Origin of the sequence: Vibrio agarivorans (assembly GCF_030409635.1) — a bacterium.
GTDB classification, from domain to species: Bacteria; Pseudomonadota; Gammaproteobacteria; order Enterobacterales; family Vibrionaceae; genus Vibrio; species Vibrio agarivorans.
On sequence record NZ_JAUFQF010000004.1, the window covers coordinates 896799 to 913497 of the forward strand.

Sequence of the window (16699 nt, forward strand, 5' to 3'; positions counted from 1 at the left end):
CGCTCGGCTTTTTGCATTTAAGCTAGGCCAATATCTTCAATACGTTTGGCGATCAGCCGACTGCACTCTTCTTTAACCGTCTCTCGCAGCCATTTTTGAGCCGGTGAATGTTCACAGCGTGGATGCCAAATCATGGAGTAATCAAACGGTGTAAAAGCGAAAGGCAAGGGTTTAACCACAAGCTCATATCGCTCTGCCACTAGATAAGCCAAATCAGCGGGCACGGTAATAATCAATGGCATCGAGTCAACAATCGCTAATGCAGCCTCCAAGTGATAAGCACGCAGCACCATTTTTGGCTCAGGCATTCCCACATGAGCTTGATCAATCAGAGCCTTCACACCATCGCTGATCGCTATCATTGCATGCGGACACTCTAAGTACGCCTCTAGCGTCATCTCTTTGTTGGCTAATGGGTGCTGCTTACTCAATAAACACAACACCCCAACCTTGCCCAACGTCTCACTTTGTAGGGGCTCAACAGGACCTGTTGGTCTGCAAATCGCAAAATCGGCCCCTTCATAGGTCAGTTGGTCGGTTAAACGGTCGTGCTGTAACGGCAAGAAGTTGAACGAGACTTGTGGCGCTTCTTGATAAATACGCGGCAAAGCAAAAGGCAAAATAGTCTGCATCGCATAGTCGGTGGTTGCGATGGTAAAAGTTTGAGTGCAACTTGCGGGATTAAACTCTTTGGGCGAGAGCAGTAGTCGTAAAGACTCTAAAGGCTCCCCCAGTGCTTGATCGAACTCTAGTGCCTTTTGAGTCGGAATCAGCCTCTGGCCTTGTCGAGTGAAGAGTGGATCATCCAACAACTCTCTCAATCGCCCCAGTACACGACTCATCGCTGATTGACTCAGATTGAGCCTAGCCGCCGCTTTACTCACACTGCTCTCTTCTATCAAGACTCGCAATGCCACCAGCAAATTGAGATCGCGTCGATAAACCTCTTCCAGTTCCATCGCTGTTCCTTTCACACCTTCTTTATTTCTATCAGTGTACCTTTTTCAGGCAAAAAAAATCCCGCCTTTCAGCGGGGAAGCCCAAGAAAACTGGAGATTATATGACTTAAAAGTAAATCTGGACTGGGTAATACTGTGCTTAATTATCTTCTGCCTCTTCCGAGGTCGGTTTCCATGATCGCATCTCGACAAATATCCCCACCACCGCAGCGAAAAACGCAATGACGGGGACAAGTGACGCGCCGTTACCTGCTTGAAGAAGCAGTGAACACATTGCAATCACGCACAGTACCGAATAAACCGATAGACGTTCCATCGTCGACAGCATAACAAGACTCCATTTGTTATCAACTTGTTAATTTAAGTTAATCTATAAATAGACGTTTGCCAAGGTGATATTGAATCTTTTTTGATCAAGAGTATGATTGTCGCTTGATTCAACTGCGCTAAAGAGAAGAGATGACTTTCGATCCGACTAAGGCAAATAAAACGCTAGAAGCACAAGGGCTACGCTGCCCAGAGCCAGTAATGATGGTCAGGAAGACAATTCGTACGATGGAAGACGGTGAGGTACTACTTGTGAATGCCGATGACCCATCAACAACTCGCGATATTCCGAGTTTCTGTCGCTTTATGGATCATCAGTTGCTTGCATCACAAACTGAACAGTTGCCGTACCAATATCTAATTAAAAAAGGGCTAGCTTGATATTTCTAGCCTCTATAAAACAACAAAGGCTGCATTAAGCAGCCTTTTTGATATTCAGGGTTCTCGATTACTCATCGTATTCAAGAGTACGGACTTCTGATTGCAACTTATTGAGCTGCTTTCTCATCGCACGCATTTCATCATGCATAGGGATGATATGTGCCACGCGAATCCATGCTTCCACTGTCAGTGCTGTTAAGATAAATGCCCCTGCCACCATCGGCAGCCACATATCTGTCAACACCATTCCGAGTAACGTAATCGCTAAACCAAAAGTGAACAGGTAGCTCTGACTTTTGGCGGTCATTCCCATATAACGTGTAAGCATACTCTTGCCCTCTGGCTATCAGTCACAATCTAAAATTAGCACGAGATTTGTGAAACTAATATGTCACCCGTCACGCCTTAGCCTGAATTCGTTCAAGAGTATGATTTAGCTCAACATCAGAAAAATGCTGCTGCCACGGCCAAGCCTAAGAAGAGCAATGCCGTCACCTTGCGAATCAACGCCAACGGCAATTTATCTGCCGATAACTTACCGATAAGCACCACAGGCACATTCGCTAGCAACATACCAATCGTGGTACCTAAAACCACCAACATCAACGCATCTGAATATTGAGCGCCCAATATCGATGTGGCTATCTGGGTTTTGTCACCGATCTCAGCCACAAAGAAAGCGATAAACGACGCAATAAACGGCCCTCGATTAGAAATACTCTCATCTTCATCCAGCTTATCAGGGATCAGAATCCAACCGGCCATCGCTAAGAAGCTCGCAGCGATAACCCATTTTAGTACTTCAGGTGATAAATAGTCAGCGACAACGACCCCTAACCAAGCGGCAAGCGCATGGTTTGCAATTGTCGCAAAAAAGATCGCCGCAATAATGGGCATAGGCTTGCGATAACGACTCGCTAGCAATAGAGATAATAATTGAGTTTTGTCACCGATCTCCGCAAGGGCAACGGTGGTAATTGAGATAGCTAAAACGCTCACGACATGCTCTAAGGGGCGGGAAATAAATAACAACCATAGACAAACCTCACGCCCCACCCCGGTTCGTGATGATTTGTCTAAGGTCTTGCTAAACTCACCGGTGGATGATGAGTCTCGAGCGCCATGGTGATTTTGCACCAATTATGTTGACGAACGAACCGGACAAAACAGACGTTTTATCTCAGTAAGCTACTCCCCAAAGACGGACGGGATTTTAATCAGCAAAGCGACAAAGCTCAAGTTGAAAATTCCCTTTTAGGAAAAACACACTCTCTGTGTTGCTATTTTTCCATTAAACGACATTTCTGGCGACGAATTAGTCAAGATTACCTCTACTCGCCAAGCCAATATCTCGGTATACTTGATCGTTATTTTTCTTATCATTTAAAAGAATCGCGCGAACCTGACTATGCAAAAATTCGATATCAAAACCTTCCAGGGAATGATCCTCGCGCTGCAGGATTACTGGGCACAAAACGGTTGTACTATTGTTCAACCTCTAGATATGGAAGTAGGTGCTGGCACCTCTCACCCAATGACATGTCTACGTGCACTTGGCCCAGAGCCAATGTCTACGGCATACGTTCAACCTTCACGTCGTCCGACCGATGGTCGCTACGGTGAAAACCCGAACCGTCTGCAGCACTACTATCAGTTCCAAGTAGCTCTAAAACCATCTCCAGATAACATTCAGGAGTTGTACCTAGGCTCGCTTGAAGTTCTTGGTATCGACCCGCTAGTACACGACATTCGTTTCGTAGAAGACAACTGGGAAAACCCAACGCTAGGCGCATGGGGTCTTGGCTGGGAAGTATGGCTAAATGGCATGGAAGTGACTCAGTTTACTTACTTCCAGCAAGTTGGTGGCCTTGAGTGTAAGCCTGTTACTGGCGAGATCACTTACGGTATCGAACGTCTAGCTATGTACATCCAAGAAGTAGACTCTGTTTACGACCTAGTATGGAACATCGCACCAGACGGCAGCGCCGTTACTTACGGTGATATCTTCCACCAAAACGAGGTTGAGCAATCAACGTACAACTTCGAGCACGCAGACGTAGATTTCCTATTCACGTTCTTTGATCAGTGTGAGAAAGAGTGTAAAGAGCTACTTGAGCTAGAGAAGCCTCTGCCGCTTCCAGCTTACGAGCGCATTCTAAAGGCTGGCCACGCATTCAACATCCTTGATGCACGTAAAGCTATCTCTGTAACAGAGCGCCAACGTTACATCCTTCGTATCCGCAACCTGACTAAATCAGTTGCAGAAGCATACTACGCATCACGTGAAGCACTTGGCTTCCCAATGTGTAAAAAGTCTGGCGAGGAGAAGTAATCATGGCTAAAGAATTTCTAATTGAACTAGGTACTGAAGAGCTACCACCAACGCAGCTTCGTACTCTAGCAGAAGCATTTGCAGCCAACTTCGAAGCAGAGCTGAAAGGCGCAAACCTAGCGCACGAAGGCGTGAAATGGTACGCAGCACCGCGTCGTCTTGCACTACGTGTTGCTGCACTAGCAGAAGGCCAAGAAGACAAAATCGTTGAAAAACGTGGCCCTGCTGTTTCTGTTGCATTCGATGCTGAAGGCAATGCAACTAAAGCCGCTCAAGGCTGGGCTCGTGGTAACGGCATCACCGTTGAGCAAGCTGACCGCCTAGTGACAGACAAAGGCGAATGGCTGCTTTTCAAACAAGAAGTGAAAGGCCAAGCAACGACTGAAATCGTTGTTGAGCTAGCAGCTAAAGCACTGGGTAACCTACCTATCGCTAAACCAATGCGTTGGGGTAACAAGACGACTCAGTTTATTCGCCCGGTTAAAACACTGACTATGCTAATGGGCGCTGACCTTATCGAAGGCGAGATCCTAGGCGTAGCCTCTGACCGCACTATCCGTGGTCACCGCTTCATGGGTGAGCAAGAGTTCACTATCGATTCTGCAGAGCAATACCCAGCGATCCTAGAAGAGCGCGGTAAAGTCATGGCAGATTACGAAGCGCGTAAAGCTATCATCCTAGCTGATTCGCAAAAAGCAGCAGCAGCGGTTGGCGGTAAGGCTGACTTAGAAGATGATCTAGTTGAAGAAGTAACGTCTCTAGTTGAATGGCCGGTTGTTCTTACTGCGAAGTTTGAAGAAGAGTTCCTAAAGGTGCCTTCTGAAGCGTTGGTTTACACCATGAAAGGCGACCAAAAATACTTCCCAGTTTACGATGACAACAAGAAGCTACTACCGAACTTTATCTTCGTGTCGAACATTGAGTCTAAAGAGCCTCGCCACGTTATCGAAGGTAACGAGAAGGTTGTGCGTCCACGTCTAGCGGATGCAGAGTTCTTCTTTAACACTGACCGTAAGCGTCCTCTTATCGACCGTCTACCTGAGCTAGACCAAGCTATCTTCCAGAAGCAACTTGGTACTATCAAAGACAAGACTGACCGTATTACTGAGCTTGCTGGCTACATCGCAGAGCAAATCGACGCTGACGTTGAGAAATCTAAGCGTGCAGGTCTACTAGCGAAGTGTGACCTAATGACATCTATGGTATTCGAATTTACCGATACTCAAGGTGTGATGGGCATGCACTACGCAACTCACGATGGTGAAGACGAGCAAGTTGCCCTAGCACTATACGAGCAATACATGCCTCGTTTCGCTGGTGATGACCTACCAAGCACAGGCATCTCATCTGCTGTAGCAATGGCTGATAAGCTAGATACTATCGTAGGTATTTTCGGTATTGGCCAAGCACCTAAGGGCTCTGACCCATTCGCGCTACGTCGTGCATCACTAGGTGTACTGCGCATCATCGTTGAAAACGGCTACAACCTAGACCTGACTGATCTTATCGCAAAAGCGAAAGAGCTATTAGGCGACAAGCTGACTAACGAAAATGTAGAAGCTGACGTTATCGACTTCATGCTGGGTCGTTTCCGTGCATGGTATCAAGATGCTGGCTTCAGCGTAGATATCATCCAAGCGGTTCTGGCTCGTCGTCCAAGTAAGCCATCTGACTTCGATCAGCGTGTGAAAGCGGTATCTCACTTCCGTGAACTAGAAGCAGCAGAAGCACTGGCAGCAGCGAACAAGCGTGTTGGTAACATCCTTGCGAAATTCGACGGTGAGCTAGCAGCAGACATCGACCTTGCGCTTCTACAAGAAGACGCAGAGAAAGCACTAGCAGAAAACGTTGAAGTGATGACAGAAGCACTTGAGCCAGCATTTGCGACAGGTAACTACCAAGAAGCCCTAAGCAAGCTTGCTGACCTACGTGAGCCTGTTGATGCGTTCTTTGATAACGTAATGGTTATGGCTGATGACGAAGCACTTAAGAAGAACCGTTTAACGCTATTGAATAACCTGCGTAACCTGTTCCTACAGATTGCAGATATCTCGGTACTACAGAAGTAGATCCAATACTCAGATTAATAAAAAGGGAAGCTGCGGCTTCCCTTTTTTATGTTCTACAACTCAGTTTGCAGGCGTTCATTATTGATATAACCCTGATGTTTAATCAGGGAGAGATATAATGAATAAAACCACGATTGCCCTCTCAATCGCCATACTTACCGCTTGCAGCCAAACTTCTCAAGATACGATTTATCTGACCGCTGCTGATGACCAGGTTGCCTTTGAGCAAACCAGTCAAGGCACATGGCTAGCTGAGCATTACTTCGAAAAAGGGCAATACAATCTGGCCATTGCAGGAAAGAATGCAACCTGCGGTGACACTTATGCACTCACAGAGTTAAGCCGAGTCAAGTTTAACACGCCGATGGCTATCGATAATTGTGCAGAGACATCCGATGTACCACTGCGTATCTATAAAGCTAACACCTACCAATTTGAACTCGACCCACAAACTAACCAACTGACGGTAAAAGTTAAGCCAAAGCAGAAAACCAACTTTACCGATACATGCCCCGTAGCAGCTGAGGGGCCAACAACGATTGACGTTAAACAAACCTTTGCAGATGGCACACTTGTAAGAGATGCACTCTCTGGTCATGAGGCTCTCGTTGAAAATGGTCAAGTAACGATGCAAGCCGCTCCCAATAGCCAAGGGCTACTGCTGCTGGAAGAAGCGAAAGTGTATCAAGATGCGACCTTTAGCTGGGACAATGCAACAGTGTACTTTGTCATGACCGACCGCTTTTACAATGGCAACCCTGACAATGATAACAGCTATGGGCGAACTCAAGACGGTGAACAAGAAATAGGGACATTCCATGGCGGCGATCTCGCAGGCCTAACCAAAAAGCTCGACTATATCGAATCACTGGGTGTCAATGCGATTTGGATAACCTCACCTTTAGAGCAGATCCATGGCTGGGTTGGTGGTGGCAATAATGGTGACTTCAAGCACTATGGCTACCACGGCTACTATCACCAGGACTGGACAAAGCTTGACGCTAACATGGGCACCGAGGACGAGTTAAAAACCTTCATTGATACCGCGCATTCAAAAGGGATTCGTATTGTCTGGGATGTGGTCATGAATCATACAGGGTATGCAACACTCGCTGATATGCAAGAGTTTGGTTTCGGTAAACTCTACCTCGATGATGACGAAGCAAAAGAAGTTCTTGGTGAGAACTGGACGGATTGGAAGCCAAAAACTGGTCAAAGCTGGCACAGCTTTAATGACTTTATAAAATATAATGAGTCAGAGGCTTGGGATAAATGGTGGGGAACCGATTGGTTACGTACAGATATAGGAAATTATGATGCTCCGGGTTATAACGACATCACGATGTCGCTCAATTACCTACCCGATCTAAAAACAGAGTCAGAGAAGCAAACTGGCCTGCCTAACTTCTTTCATAACAAAGACACCAATGCGACCGATGAACTAAAAACGCCAAGAGAGCATCTCATTACTTGGTTAACTGACTGGGTAAGGGACTACGGCATCGATGGTTTTCGTATTGACACCGCTAAGCACGTAGAGATGGAAGCGTGGCAAGAGCTGAAAGACAGCACAACCTTAGCGCTGGCTGAATGGAAACAAAATAACCCGGAAAAAGCGCTCGATGACCTGCCGTTCTGGATGACTGGTGAGGTGTGGGCTCATGGTGTCATAAAAAGTGATTACTTCAACAACGGCTTTGACTCAATCATCAACTTTGAGTTTCAGACCGATGTTGCTCCTAAAGCTCTCGACTGCTTTGCAAAGCTAGATCAAGACTTTAATCGCTACGCCAAAGCAATCAATAATGACAGCGAGTTTAATGTATTAAGCTACCTATCATCGCATGATACTGCTTTATTCTGGGCCTCTCGAAGCAAGAGCTTTGACGATCAGCACAAAGCTGCTAATGCATTGATGATGTCGCCAGGTGCGGTACAAATCTACTATGGCGACGAAATAGCCCGTGACTTTGGTCCGACAGGCTCAGATTCGCATCAGGGCACACGTTCTCCGATGCCGTGGGATTTGATTGAGGGTGAGCGAGCAACACTGCTAGAACACTGGCAAGCTCTTGGTGAATTCCGTAAACGTCACCCTGCCGTCGCTCAAGGTCAGCATATTACACGCAACCAAAGCGGTTACTATGCCTTTGAACGTCAATATGAAGACGATAAGGTTCTGATCGTTTACACAGGTAACTAATCCAGTTCTCACGCCAATCTACAGCCAGCTCATCCGAGCTGGCTTTTATTTTGTCTAAAGCCTTTCACTCAGCGCTTGGTTGCGTTATTTTCAATCTCTTATCGTTCAATCAACCGACAGGTAGCGGGTAATGCAGTTCTCTCAGTTTGGTGAAAAATTCAATCAGTATTCAGGTATCACACAGCTAATGGATGACCTTAACGATGGTCTTCGTACACCAGGAGCAATTATGCTCGGTGGTGGCAACCCTGCTGCTATACCTGCCATGCTCGATTACTTTCACTCTACGTGCCAAGAGCTGCTCAATAATGGTGAGCTTGTATCATCTCTTGCCAACTATGATGGCCCTCAAGGGAAAAACACCTTTATCAGCGCATTAGCCGAGTTGCTTAAAGAAACCTATGGCTGGGATATTTCAGAAAAGAATATCAGTCTAACTAATGGCAGTCAGAGTGGCTTCTTCTATCTATTTAACTTGCTAGCAGGAAAGTACTCAAATGGTGAGCACAAGAAGATATTGCTCCCCCTAGCCCCTGAGTATATTGGTTATGGTGATGCCGGTATTGACCGAGATATCTTTGTCTCATACAAACCAGAGATTGAACTACTTGATAATGGCCTCTTTAAGTACCATGTTGATTTCAATTCACTCAAAGTAGATCAAAGTGTCGCAGCGATTTGTGCATCACGCCCAACAAACCCAACAGGTAACGTGCTAACCGAGCAAGAGGTCATTCAACTCGACAAACTCGCGCGATAATGGCATTCCACTCATTATCGATAATGCCTACGGTGTGCCTTTTCCTAATATCATCTTTGAAGATGTGAAACCATTCTGGAACGACAATACGATTCTGTGCATGAGCTTATCTAAACTTGGCTTACCCGGTGTTCGCTGCGGAATAATCATCGCCAATGAAGAGGTCACTCAAGCTCTAGCAAATATGAATGGGATCATCAGCCTATCACCAGGAAGTGTTGGACCAGCAATTGTCAAACACATGATCGACAAGGGCGATCTCTTACCATTAAGTACAGAGGTTATCAGGCCGTTTTACTTACAAAAATCGCAACGAGCTATAGAGCTACTCCAACGATCAATTCAAGATCTGAGATTTAGGATCCACAAACCTGAAGGCGCGATCTTCTTATGGCTATGGTTTGATGATCTACCGATCACAACGATGGAGCTCTATAAACGCTTAAAAGAGCGCGGGGTATTGATCGTTCCAGGAGAGTATTTCTTTATTGGACAAGAAAGTAGTTGGGAACACAGCCATCAGTGCTTACGTATGAACTATGTTCAAGATGATGAAAAGCTGCAAAAAGGCATCGAGATACTTGCTGAAGAAGTCATCAAAGCCTATCAAGGCTAAGATGCGAAGCATCTATTAGTGCCCCACCTAAACGTTGAGCTATCTATTTTTCTAAAAAGCTCCAGATACATTAAAGCCTCGCCTTTCGACGAGGCTTTAATGAATGTATAGCAGGAGTGGAGATATTCGACCGAGCTGACGAACCTAGCGGGCGGCTAGCTCTCCCAACACTTGCTTTGAAAAAGCAACAAATACAAAAAAACCCCGTCTTTCGACGAGGCTTTGATATATGGCAGGGGTGGAGAGATTCGAACTCCCAACACGCGGATTTGGAATCCGCTGCTCTGCCAATTGGAGCTACACCCCTAAACTGTAGTCTGAATCGAGTAAACTCTAGATTCAAAAAAACCTCGCGTTTAGCGAGGCTTCTTAAATAAGTGGCGGAGTGGACGGGACTCGAACCCGCGACCCCCGGCGTGACAGGCCGGTATTCTAACCAACTGAACTACCACTCCGCAGTGGTCTATTTAAAGTCTTATCTAAATCGTGCTTTAAACAGATAATGTTCAAAGCCTGGCGATGTCCTACTCTCACATGGGGAAGCCCCACACTACCATCGGCGCTATTGCGTTTCACTTCTGAGTTCGGCATGGAAATCAGGTGGGTCCACAATGCTATGGTCGCCAAGCAAATTCTGTTTTTCGTCTTCACTTTTTCTAAAAAAGTGAAAACAAAAAGTCTGGAAAGCTTCTAAAAGTTATCAATACACATTCAAAGTTCTTAGCTTTGAGTCCATCAAAACCCCTTGGGTGTTGTATGGTTAAGCCTCACGGGCAATTAGTACAGGTTAGCTCAACGCCTCACAACGCTTACACACCCTGCCTATCAACGTTCTAGTCTCGAACAACCCTTTAGGACACTTAAAGTGCCAGGGAAGACTCATCTCAGGGCTCGCTTCCCGCTTAGATGCTTTCAGCGGTTATCGATTCCGAACTTAGCTACCGGGCAATGCCATTGGCATGACAACCCGAACACCAGAGGTTCGTCCACTCCGGTCCTCTCGTACTAGGAGCAGCCCCCTTCAATCTTCCAACGCCCACGGCAGATAGGGACCGAACTGTCTCACGACGTTCTAAACCCAGCTCGCGTACCACTTTAAATGGCGAACAGCCATACCCTTGGGACCGACTTCAGCCCCAGGATGTGATGAGCCGACATCGAGGTGCCAAACACCGCCGTCGATATGAACTCTTGGGCGGTATCAGCCTGTTATCCCCGGAGTACCTTTTATCCGTTGAGCGATGGCCCTTCCATACAGAACCACCGGATCACTATGACCTGCTTTCGCACCTGCTCGAATTGTCATTCTCGCAGTCAAGCGGGCTTATGCCATTGCACTAACCACACGATGTCCAACCGTGTTTAGCCCACCTTCGTGCTCCTCCGTTACTCTTTGGGAGGAGACCGCCCCAGTCAAACTACCCACCAGGCACTGTCCTCACCCCAGATAATGGGGCTAAGTTAGAACATCAAACATACAAGGGTGGTATTTCAAGGTCGGCTCCACTAATACTGGCGTACTAGTTTCAAAGCCTCCCACCTATCCTACACATGTAGGCTCAATGTTCAGTGCCAAGCTGTAGTAAAGGTTCACGGGGTCTTTCCGTCTAGCCGCGGGTACACTGCATCTTCACAGCGATTTCAATTTCACTGAGTCTCGGGTGGAGACAGCGTGGCCATCATTACGCCATTCGTGCAGGTCGGAACTTACCCGACAAGGAATTTCGCTACCTTAGGACCGTTATAGTTACGGCCGCCGTTTACCGGGGCTTCGATCAAGAGCTTCGACCTAAGTCTAACCCCATCAATTAACCTTCCGGCACCGGGCAGGCGTCACACCGTATACGTCATCTTACGATTTTGCACAGTGCTGTGTTTTTAATAAACAGTTGCAGCCACCTGGTATCTGCGACTCCCCATAGCTCCATCCGCAAGGGACTTCACCGCGAGGAGCGTACCTTCTCCCGAAGTTACGGTACCATTTTGCCTAGTTCCTTCACCCGAGTTCTCTCAAGCGCCTTGGTATTCTCTACCCGACCACCTGTGTCGGTTTGGGGTACGATTCCTTACAATCTGAAGCTTAGAGGCTTTTCCTGGAAGCATGGCATCAATGACTTCACTACCGTAGTAGCTCGACATCGTGTCTCAGCCTTAAAAAGAGCCGGATTTACCTAACTCTTAAGCCTACGCACTTGAACCTGGACAACCATCGCCAGGCCCACCTAGCCTTCTCCGTCCCCCCATCGCAATTGTAAGAAGTACGGGAATATTAACCCGTTTCCCATCGACTACGCCTTTCGGCCTCGCCTTAGGGGTCGACTTACCCTGCCCCGATTAACGTTGGACAGGAACCCTTGGTCTTCCGGCGAGGAGGTTTTTCACCCCCTTTATCGTTACTCATGTCAGCATTCGCACTTCTGATACCTCCAGCAGACCTTACAGTCCACCTTCAGCGGCTTACAGAACGCTCCCCTACCCAATGACTAAAAGTCATTGCCGCAGCTTCGGTGTATAGCTTAGCCCCGTTACATCTTCCGCGCAGGCCGACTCGACTAGTGAGCTATTACGCTTTCTTTAAATGATGGCTGCTTCTAAGCCAACATCCTAGCTGTCTAAGCCTTCCCACATCGTTTCCCACTTAGCTATACTTTGGGACCTTAGCTGGCGGTCTGGGTTGTTTCCCTCTCCACGACGGACGTTAGCACCCGCCGTGTGTCTCCCGGATAGTACTCACTGGTATTCGGAGTTTGCAAAGGGTTGGTAAGTCGGGATGACCCCCTAGCCTTAACAGTGCTCTACCCCCAGTGGTATTCGTCCGAGGCTCTACCTAAATAGATTTCGGGGAGAACCAGCTATCTCCAGGTTTGATTGGCCTTTCACCCCTAGCCACAAGTCATCCGCTAATTTTTCAACATTAGTCGGTTCGGTCCTCCAGTTGATGTTACTCAACCTTCAACCTGCCCATGGCTAGATCACCTGGTTTCGGGTCTATATCCAGCAACTCGACGCCCAGTTAAGACTCGATTTCTCTACGGCTCCCCTAGATGGTTAACCTTGCTACTGAATATAAGTCGCTGACCCATTATACAAAAGGTACGCAGTCACACCACGAAGGTGCTCCTACTGCTTGTACGTACACGGTTTCAGGTTCTATTTCACTCCCCTCACAGGGGTTCTTTTCGCCTTTCCCTCACGGTACTGGTTCACTATCGGTCAGTCAGTAGTATTTAGCCTTGGAGGATGGTCCCCCCATATTCAGACAGGATATCACGTGTCCCGCCCTACTCGATTTCACTGATGATGAGATGTCGACTACGGGGCTATCACCCTTTATTGCCACGCTTTCCAGCGTGTTCGTCTGTCTCATTAAAAGCTTAAGGGCTAATCCAATTTCGCTCGCCGCTACTTTCGGAATCTCGGTTGATTTCTTTTCCTCGGGGTACTTAGATGTTTCAGTTCCCCCGGTTCGCCTCACTAACCTATGTATTCAGTTAGTGATAACACCTTATGGTGTTGGGTTTCCCCATTCAGGAATCTCAGACTCACAGGTTTTTACTACCTAATCTGAGCTTATCGCAAGTTAATACGCCTTTCATCGCCTCTGACTGCCAAGGCATCCACCGTGTACGCTTAGTCACTTAACCATACAACCCCAAAGAGTTTCAGAAGAAATCTTGAGATTGTTTAATCAAACAACCAAAGTTGTCTGCAATTTTTATACATGATGCAGACTCGATTTTGCCGGACTCAAATATTAAGTATCTTTCGATACTTCCAAGAACACTTGAATGTGTGTTGGTACCTAAAACCGTAGTTTTAGGATTTGAGAACTTTTAATTTGAATAACAACGCATCTCAAAGAGATGGGGATTGTTGTTATTCGTCAGCTTTCCAAATTTTTAAAGAGCAAATCACTTCTCATGAAGTAACCATTTTTAAGAACACTTAATGCTTTCTATTTCAAGGAAATGTGCTTAAAGATGGTGGGCGATACCGGGCTCGAACCAGTGACCCCCTGCTTGTAAGGCAGGTGCTCTCCCAACTGAGCTAATCGCCCACATGAGTTTTACTTCTTGTGGAAGAAGTCAAGATTGGTGGAGCTAAGCAGGATCGAACTGCTGACCTCCTGCGTGCAAGGCAGGCGCTCTCCCAGCTGAGCTATAGCCCCATCTTGAGATATTTCTCTCTGAAATTCAGAGGAGAAATGGTGGGTCGTGCAGGATTCGAACCTGCGACCAATTGATTAAAAGTCAACTGCTCTACCAACTGAGCTAACGACCCAATGGTATCCCGTAGGGGAGTCGAACCCCTGTTACCGCCGTGAAAGGGCGGTGTCCTAGGCCTCTAGACGAACGGGACACTAAGTGTTTGAACATCTTGGGGGATGTTCATATCTCTTTACGTTTATAAACCATCAATCTGTGTGAACACTCATCGCAATAATCATCGTATAAGGAGGTGATCCAGCCCCAGGTTCCCCTAGGGCTACCTTGTTACGACTTCACCCCAGTCATGAACCACAAAGTGGTGAGCGTCCTCCCGAAGGTTAAACTACCCACTTCTTTTGCAGCCCACTCCCATGGTGTGACGGGCGGTGTGTACAAGGCCCGGGAACGTATTCACCGTGGCATTCTGATCCACGATTACTAGCGATTCCGACTTCATGGAGTCGAGTTGCAGACTCCAATCCGGACTACGACGCACTTTTTGGGATTCGCTCACTATCGCTAGCTTGCTGCCCTCTGTATGCGCCATTGTAGCACGTGTGTAGCCCTACTCGTAAGGGCCATGATGACTTGACGTCGTCCCCACCTTCCTCCGGTTTATCACCGGCAGTCTCCCTGGAGTTCCCGACATTACTCGCTGGCAAACAAGGATAAGGGTTGCGCTCGTTGCGGGACTTAACCCAACATTTCACAACACGAGCTGACGACAGCCATGCAGCACCTGTCTCAGAGTTCCCGAAGGCACCAAAGCATCTCTGCTAAGTTCTCTGGATGTCAAGAGTAGGTAAGGTTCTTCGCGTTGCATCGAATTAAACCACATGCTCCACCGCTTGTGCGGGCCCCCGTCAATTCATTTGAGTTTTAATCTTGCGACCGTACTCCCCAGGCGGTCTACTTAACGCGTTAGCTCCGAAAGCCACGGCTCAAGGCCACAACCTCCAAGTAGACATCGTTTACGGCGTGGACTACCAGGGTATCTAATCCTGTTTGCTCCCCACGCTTTCGCATCTGAGTGTCAGTATCTGTCCAGGGGGCCGCCTTCGCCACCGGTATTCCTTCAGATCTCTACGCATTTCACCGCTACACCTGAAATTCTACCCCCCTCTACAGTACTCTAGGTGACCAGTTTCAAATGCTGTTCCGAGGTTGAGCCCCGGGCTTTCACATCTGACTTAATCACCCACCTGCATGCGCTTTACGCCCAGTAATTCCGATTAACGCTCGCACCCTCCGTATTACCGCGGCTGCTGGCACGGAGTTAGCCGGTGCTTCTTCTGTCGCTAACGTCAAATAATGCAGCTATTAACTACACTACCTTCCTCACGACTGAAAGTGCTTTACAACCCGAAGGCCTTCTTCACACACGCGGCATGGCTGCATCAGGCTTGCGCCCATTGTGCAATATTCCCCACTGCTGCCTCCCGTAGGAGTCTGGACCGTGTCTCAGTTCCAGTGTGGCTGATCATCCTCTCAGACCAGCTAGGGATCGTCGCCTTGGTGAGCCTTTACCTCACCAACTAGCTAATCCCACCTGGGCTAATCTTGACGCGAGAGGCCCGAAGGTCCCCCTCTTTGGCCCGAAGGCATTATGCGGTATTAGCTATCGTTTCCAATAGTTATCCCCCACATCAAGGCATATTCCCAGGCATTACTCACCCGTCCGCCGCTCGACGCCCTTAACGTTCCCCGAAGGTTCAGTTAAGTCGTTTCCGCTCGACTTGCATGTGTTAGGCCTGCCGCCAGCGTTCAATCTGAGCCATGATCAAACTCTTCAATTTAAGATTTTGATGTCCATAAGGACTGACTCAATGAATACTGACTTCAAAACTCATTCTCACTCGAAAGTAAGAAGTAATTTTAAAGCTATTATCGTTCCAACAGAACGATAATGAATTGACTGTGCTGATACCGAAGTATCAATTGGTCACTCAGTTCATTGAAATCTAAGTTGAAGCCTAAGCTTCATTTTGGATTATCATCAACGAGTGCCCACACAGATTGATAGGTTTATATTTTTAAAGAGCGTTGCTTTAAGTCTTTCTCTCAAAGCGGATGTGCATTTTAGCGATTTAAGTTTTAGTGTCAACCACTTTTTTAAAATCTTTTTCAAGCGATTTGCCTGAAGCTTTTGCACTTACTGACTTCGCTTGACTCCTTGCGGCGTCTCCCGTGTCAGTGAGGACGCATTATAGAGATTGCCGATCAGTTGGCAAGCCCTTTTTGAAACTTTTTTGAATCTTTTTAGCAACTGGCCAGAAAACAGACTAAAACCTCTAAAAGTACCAATTTTAATTACATATTTTTAAAGTTTTCTGCAAATAAAGTGACTTTTTCCCAGTTGGTGTACTCTACTTCTTTGCTTGTATCGGTTTCGCCGCCTGTCATGCTCATAATAAACTTGATCATGGTTCTATCAAACCAGTTATATCTCGGATAATAAAGGGCACCAGCAAAGACACCTATTAGGCTTGGGTTCCAAGGTGACTTTTTTAGAAACGTCTTAATATAGGCGCTACCTTCAGGCGTATCTTTACCTTGGTCTTCTTTTCTTGCTGTTAAGTTTACACAGAAGAAGGCGGCTTTTTGACTCTCGAGCAGTTGTTTATTCGCTTCAATGAATTGATAAAGCTTTTTATTGAGGTGGCCATAGCGAATGGATGCCCCCACAAGGATTCGATCGTAGTCTTCAAGTTTCACTGTCAGAGGTTGATGCAAGTCTATAAGCTCAGCATCACACTCTGTTAGGTGGGATGCTATCCTCTGCATTATCTTTTTCGTTTGTCCTTCGCGTGAAGAATACAATAATAGTGCCTTTTCCAAAGCCCT

9 protein-coding genes, 6 tRNA genes, 3 rRNA genes, 1 pseudogene and 1 riboswitch are annotated in these 16699 nt (G+C 47.0%); of the genes and pseudogenes, 5 read left to right on the forward strand and 14 right to left on the reverse strand.

Translation table 11 applies throughout. The features are described 5' to 3' along the window. Positions 1–17 precede the first annotated feature (17 nt). Positions 18–959, reverse strand: a complete 942-nt coding sequence (locus QWZ05_RS12625) for a LysR family transcriptional regulator (protein ID WP_264874673.1) — start codon at positions 957–959, stop codon at positions 18–20. 139 nt (positions 960–1098) lie between these two features. Continuing rightward, positions 1099–1287 carry a hypothetical protein gene (locus QWZ05_RS12630; protein ID WP_264874672.1) on the reverse strand — a complete coding sequence of 63 codons (189 nt, stop codon included), beginning with the start codon at positions 1285–1287 and terminating at the stop codon, positions 1099–1101. A 131-nt stretch (positions 1288–1418) separates the two neighbouring features. Here QWZ05_RS12630 and tusA point away from each other — a divergent pair, with 131 nt between their 5' ends. Beyond that, a complete protein-coding gene (tusA, locus tag QWZ05_RS12635) occupies positions 1419–1667 on the forward strand; it encodes a sulfurtransferase TusA (protein ID WP_264874671.1) in 249 nt (82 codons plus the stop codon). Between the two features lie 67 nt (positions 1668–1734). On the opposite strand, the gene QWZ05_RS12640 is transcribed toward tusA, so the two are convergent. After that, the gene (locus QWZ05_RS12640) at positions 1735–1995 is read right to left on the reverse strand and encodes a hypothetical protein (protein WP_264874670.1); all 261 of its coding nucleotides are present in this window, start codon (positions 1993–1995) and stop codon (positions 1735–1737) included. A gap of 116 nt (positions 1996–2111) precedes the next feature. Further along, positions 2112–2666, reverse strand: coding sequence for a TMEM165/GDT1 family protein (locus QWZ05_RS12645; RefSeq protein ID WP_264874669.1), 555 nt, complete (start codon positions 2664–2666; stop codon positions 2112–2114). A 5-nt stretch (positions 2667–2671) separates the two neighbouring features. Then, positions 2672–2876, reverse strand: a riboswitch (yybP-ykoY riboswitch). Between the two features lie 199 nt (positions 2877–3075). On the opposite strand from QWZ05_RS12645, the gene glyQ reads away from it, so the two are divergent. The 4 genes and pseudogenes from glyQ to QWZ05_RS12665 all read left to right on the forward strand — a co-directional run bounded on the left by glyQ (position 3076) and on the right by QWZ05_RS12665 (position 9647). Continuing rightward, the gene (gene glyQ, locus QWZ05_RS12650) at positions 3076–3999 is read left to right on the forward strand and encodes a glycine--tRNA ligase subunit alpha (protein ID WP_264874668.1); all 924 of its coding nucleotides are present in this window, start codon (positions 3076–3078) and stop codon (positions 3997–3999) included. Between the two features lie 2 nt (positions 4000–4001). Continuing rightward, on the forward strand, positions 4002–6068 hold the full coding sequence (gene glyS, locus QWZ05_RS12655; RefSeq protein ID WP_264874667.1) for a glycine--tRNA ligase subunit beta: 2067 nt from the start codon (positions 4002–4004) through the stop codon (positions 6066–6068). A 118-nt stretch (positions 6069–6186) separates the two neighbouring features. Continuing rightward, positions 6187–8271 carry an alpha-amylase gene (locus tag QWZ05_RS12660; protein WP_290298708.1) on the forward strand — a complete coding sequence of 695 codons (2085 nt, stop codon included), beginning with the start codon at positions 6187–6189 and terminating at the stop codon, positions 8269–8271. 130 nt (positions 8272–8401) lie between these two features. Beyond that, positions 8402–9647 (forward strand): annotated as a pseudogene (locus QWZ05_RS12665) (valine--pyruvate transaminase). 230 nt (positions 9648–9877) lie between these two features. Here QWZ05_RS12665 and QWZ05_RS12670 read toward each other — a convergent pair. From QWZ05_RS12670 to hemG, 10 genes are all read right to left on the reverse strand, one after another. Further along, positions 9878–9954 (reverse strand) — tRNA-Trp (locus QWZ05_RS12670). 71 nt (positions 9955–10025) lie between these two features. After that, a tRNA-Asp gene (locus tag QWZ05_RS12675) sits at positions 10026–10102 on the reverse strand. Positions 10103–10158: 56 nt separating this feature from the next. Continuing rightward, a 5S ribosomal RNA gene (rrf, locus tag QWZ05_RS12680) occupies positions 10159–10275 on the reverse strand. Between the two features lie 128 nt (positions 10276–10403). Next, positions 10404–13291 (reverse strand): 23S ribosomal RNA (locus QWZ05_RS12685). A gap of 337 nt (positions 13292–13628) precedes the next feature. Beyond that, positions 13629–13704, reverse strand: a tRNA-Val gene (locus QWZ05_RS12690). Positions 13705–13739: 35 nt separating this feature from the next. After that, positions 13740–13815, reverse strand: a tRNA-Ala gene (locus QWZ05_RS12695). Between the two features lie 37 nt (positions 13816–13852). Continuing rightward, positions 13853–13928 (reverse strand) — tRNA-Lys (locus tag QWZ05_RS12700). A 2-nt stretch (positions 13929–13930) separates the two neighbouring features. Continuing rightward, a tRNA-Glu gene (locus QWZ05_RS12705) sits at positions 13931–14006 on the reverse strand. Between the two features lie 92 nt (positions 14007–14098). Beyond that, a 16S ribosomal RNA gene (locus QWZ05_RS12710) occupies positions 14099–15651 on the reverse strand. The 16S, 23S and 5S rRNA genes sit together here with 6 tRNA genes alongside, the layout of an rRNA operon. 514 nt (positions 15652–16165) lie before the next feature. After that, positions 16166–16693 (reverse strand): menaquinone-dependent protoporphyrinogen IX dehydrogenase, encoded by a 528-nt coding sequence (gene hemG / locus QWZ05_RS12715; RefSeq protein ID WP_264874664.1) that lies wholly within the window; start codon positions 16691–16693, stop codon positions 16166–16168. Positions 16694–16699: the final 6 nt, after the last annotated feature.

Coding starts and splice junctions, on each gene's coding strand:
- QWZ05_RS12630 (WP_264874672.1), bottom strand. CDS start 1,287: ATGCTGTCGACGATGGAACGTCTATCGGTTTATTCGGTACTGTGCGTG.
- glyQ (WP_264874668.1), top strand. CDS start 3,076: ATGCAAAAATTCGATATCAAAACCTTCCAGGGAATGATCCTCGCGCTG.
- QWZ05_RS12625 (WP_264874673.1), bottom strand. CDS start 959: ATGGAACTGGAAGAGGTTTATCGACGCGATCTCAATTTGCTGGTGGCA.
- tusA (WP_264874671.1), top strand. CDS start 1,419: ATGACTTTCGATCCGACTAAGGCAAATAAAACGCTAGAAGCACAAGGG.
- QWZ05_RS12640 (WP_264874670.1), bottom strand. CDS start 1,995: ATGCTTACACGTTATATGGGAATGACCGCCAAAAGTCAGAGCTACCTG.
- glyS (WP_264874667.1), top strand. CDS start 4,002: ATGGCTAAAGAATTTCTAATTGAACTAGGTACTGAAGAGCTACCACCA.
- QWZ05_RS12660 (WP_290298708.1), top strand. CDS start 6,187: ATGAATAAAACCACGATTGCCCTCTCAATCGCCATACTTACCGCTTGC.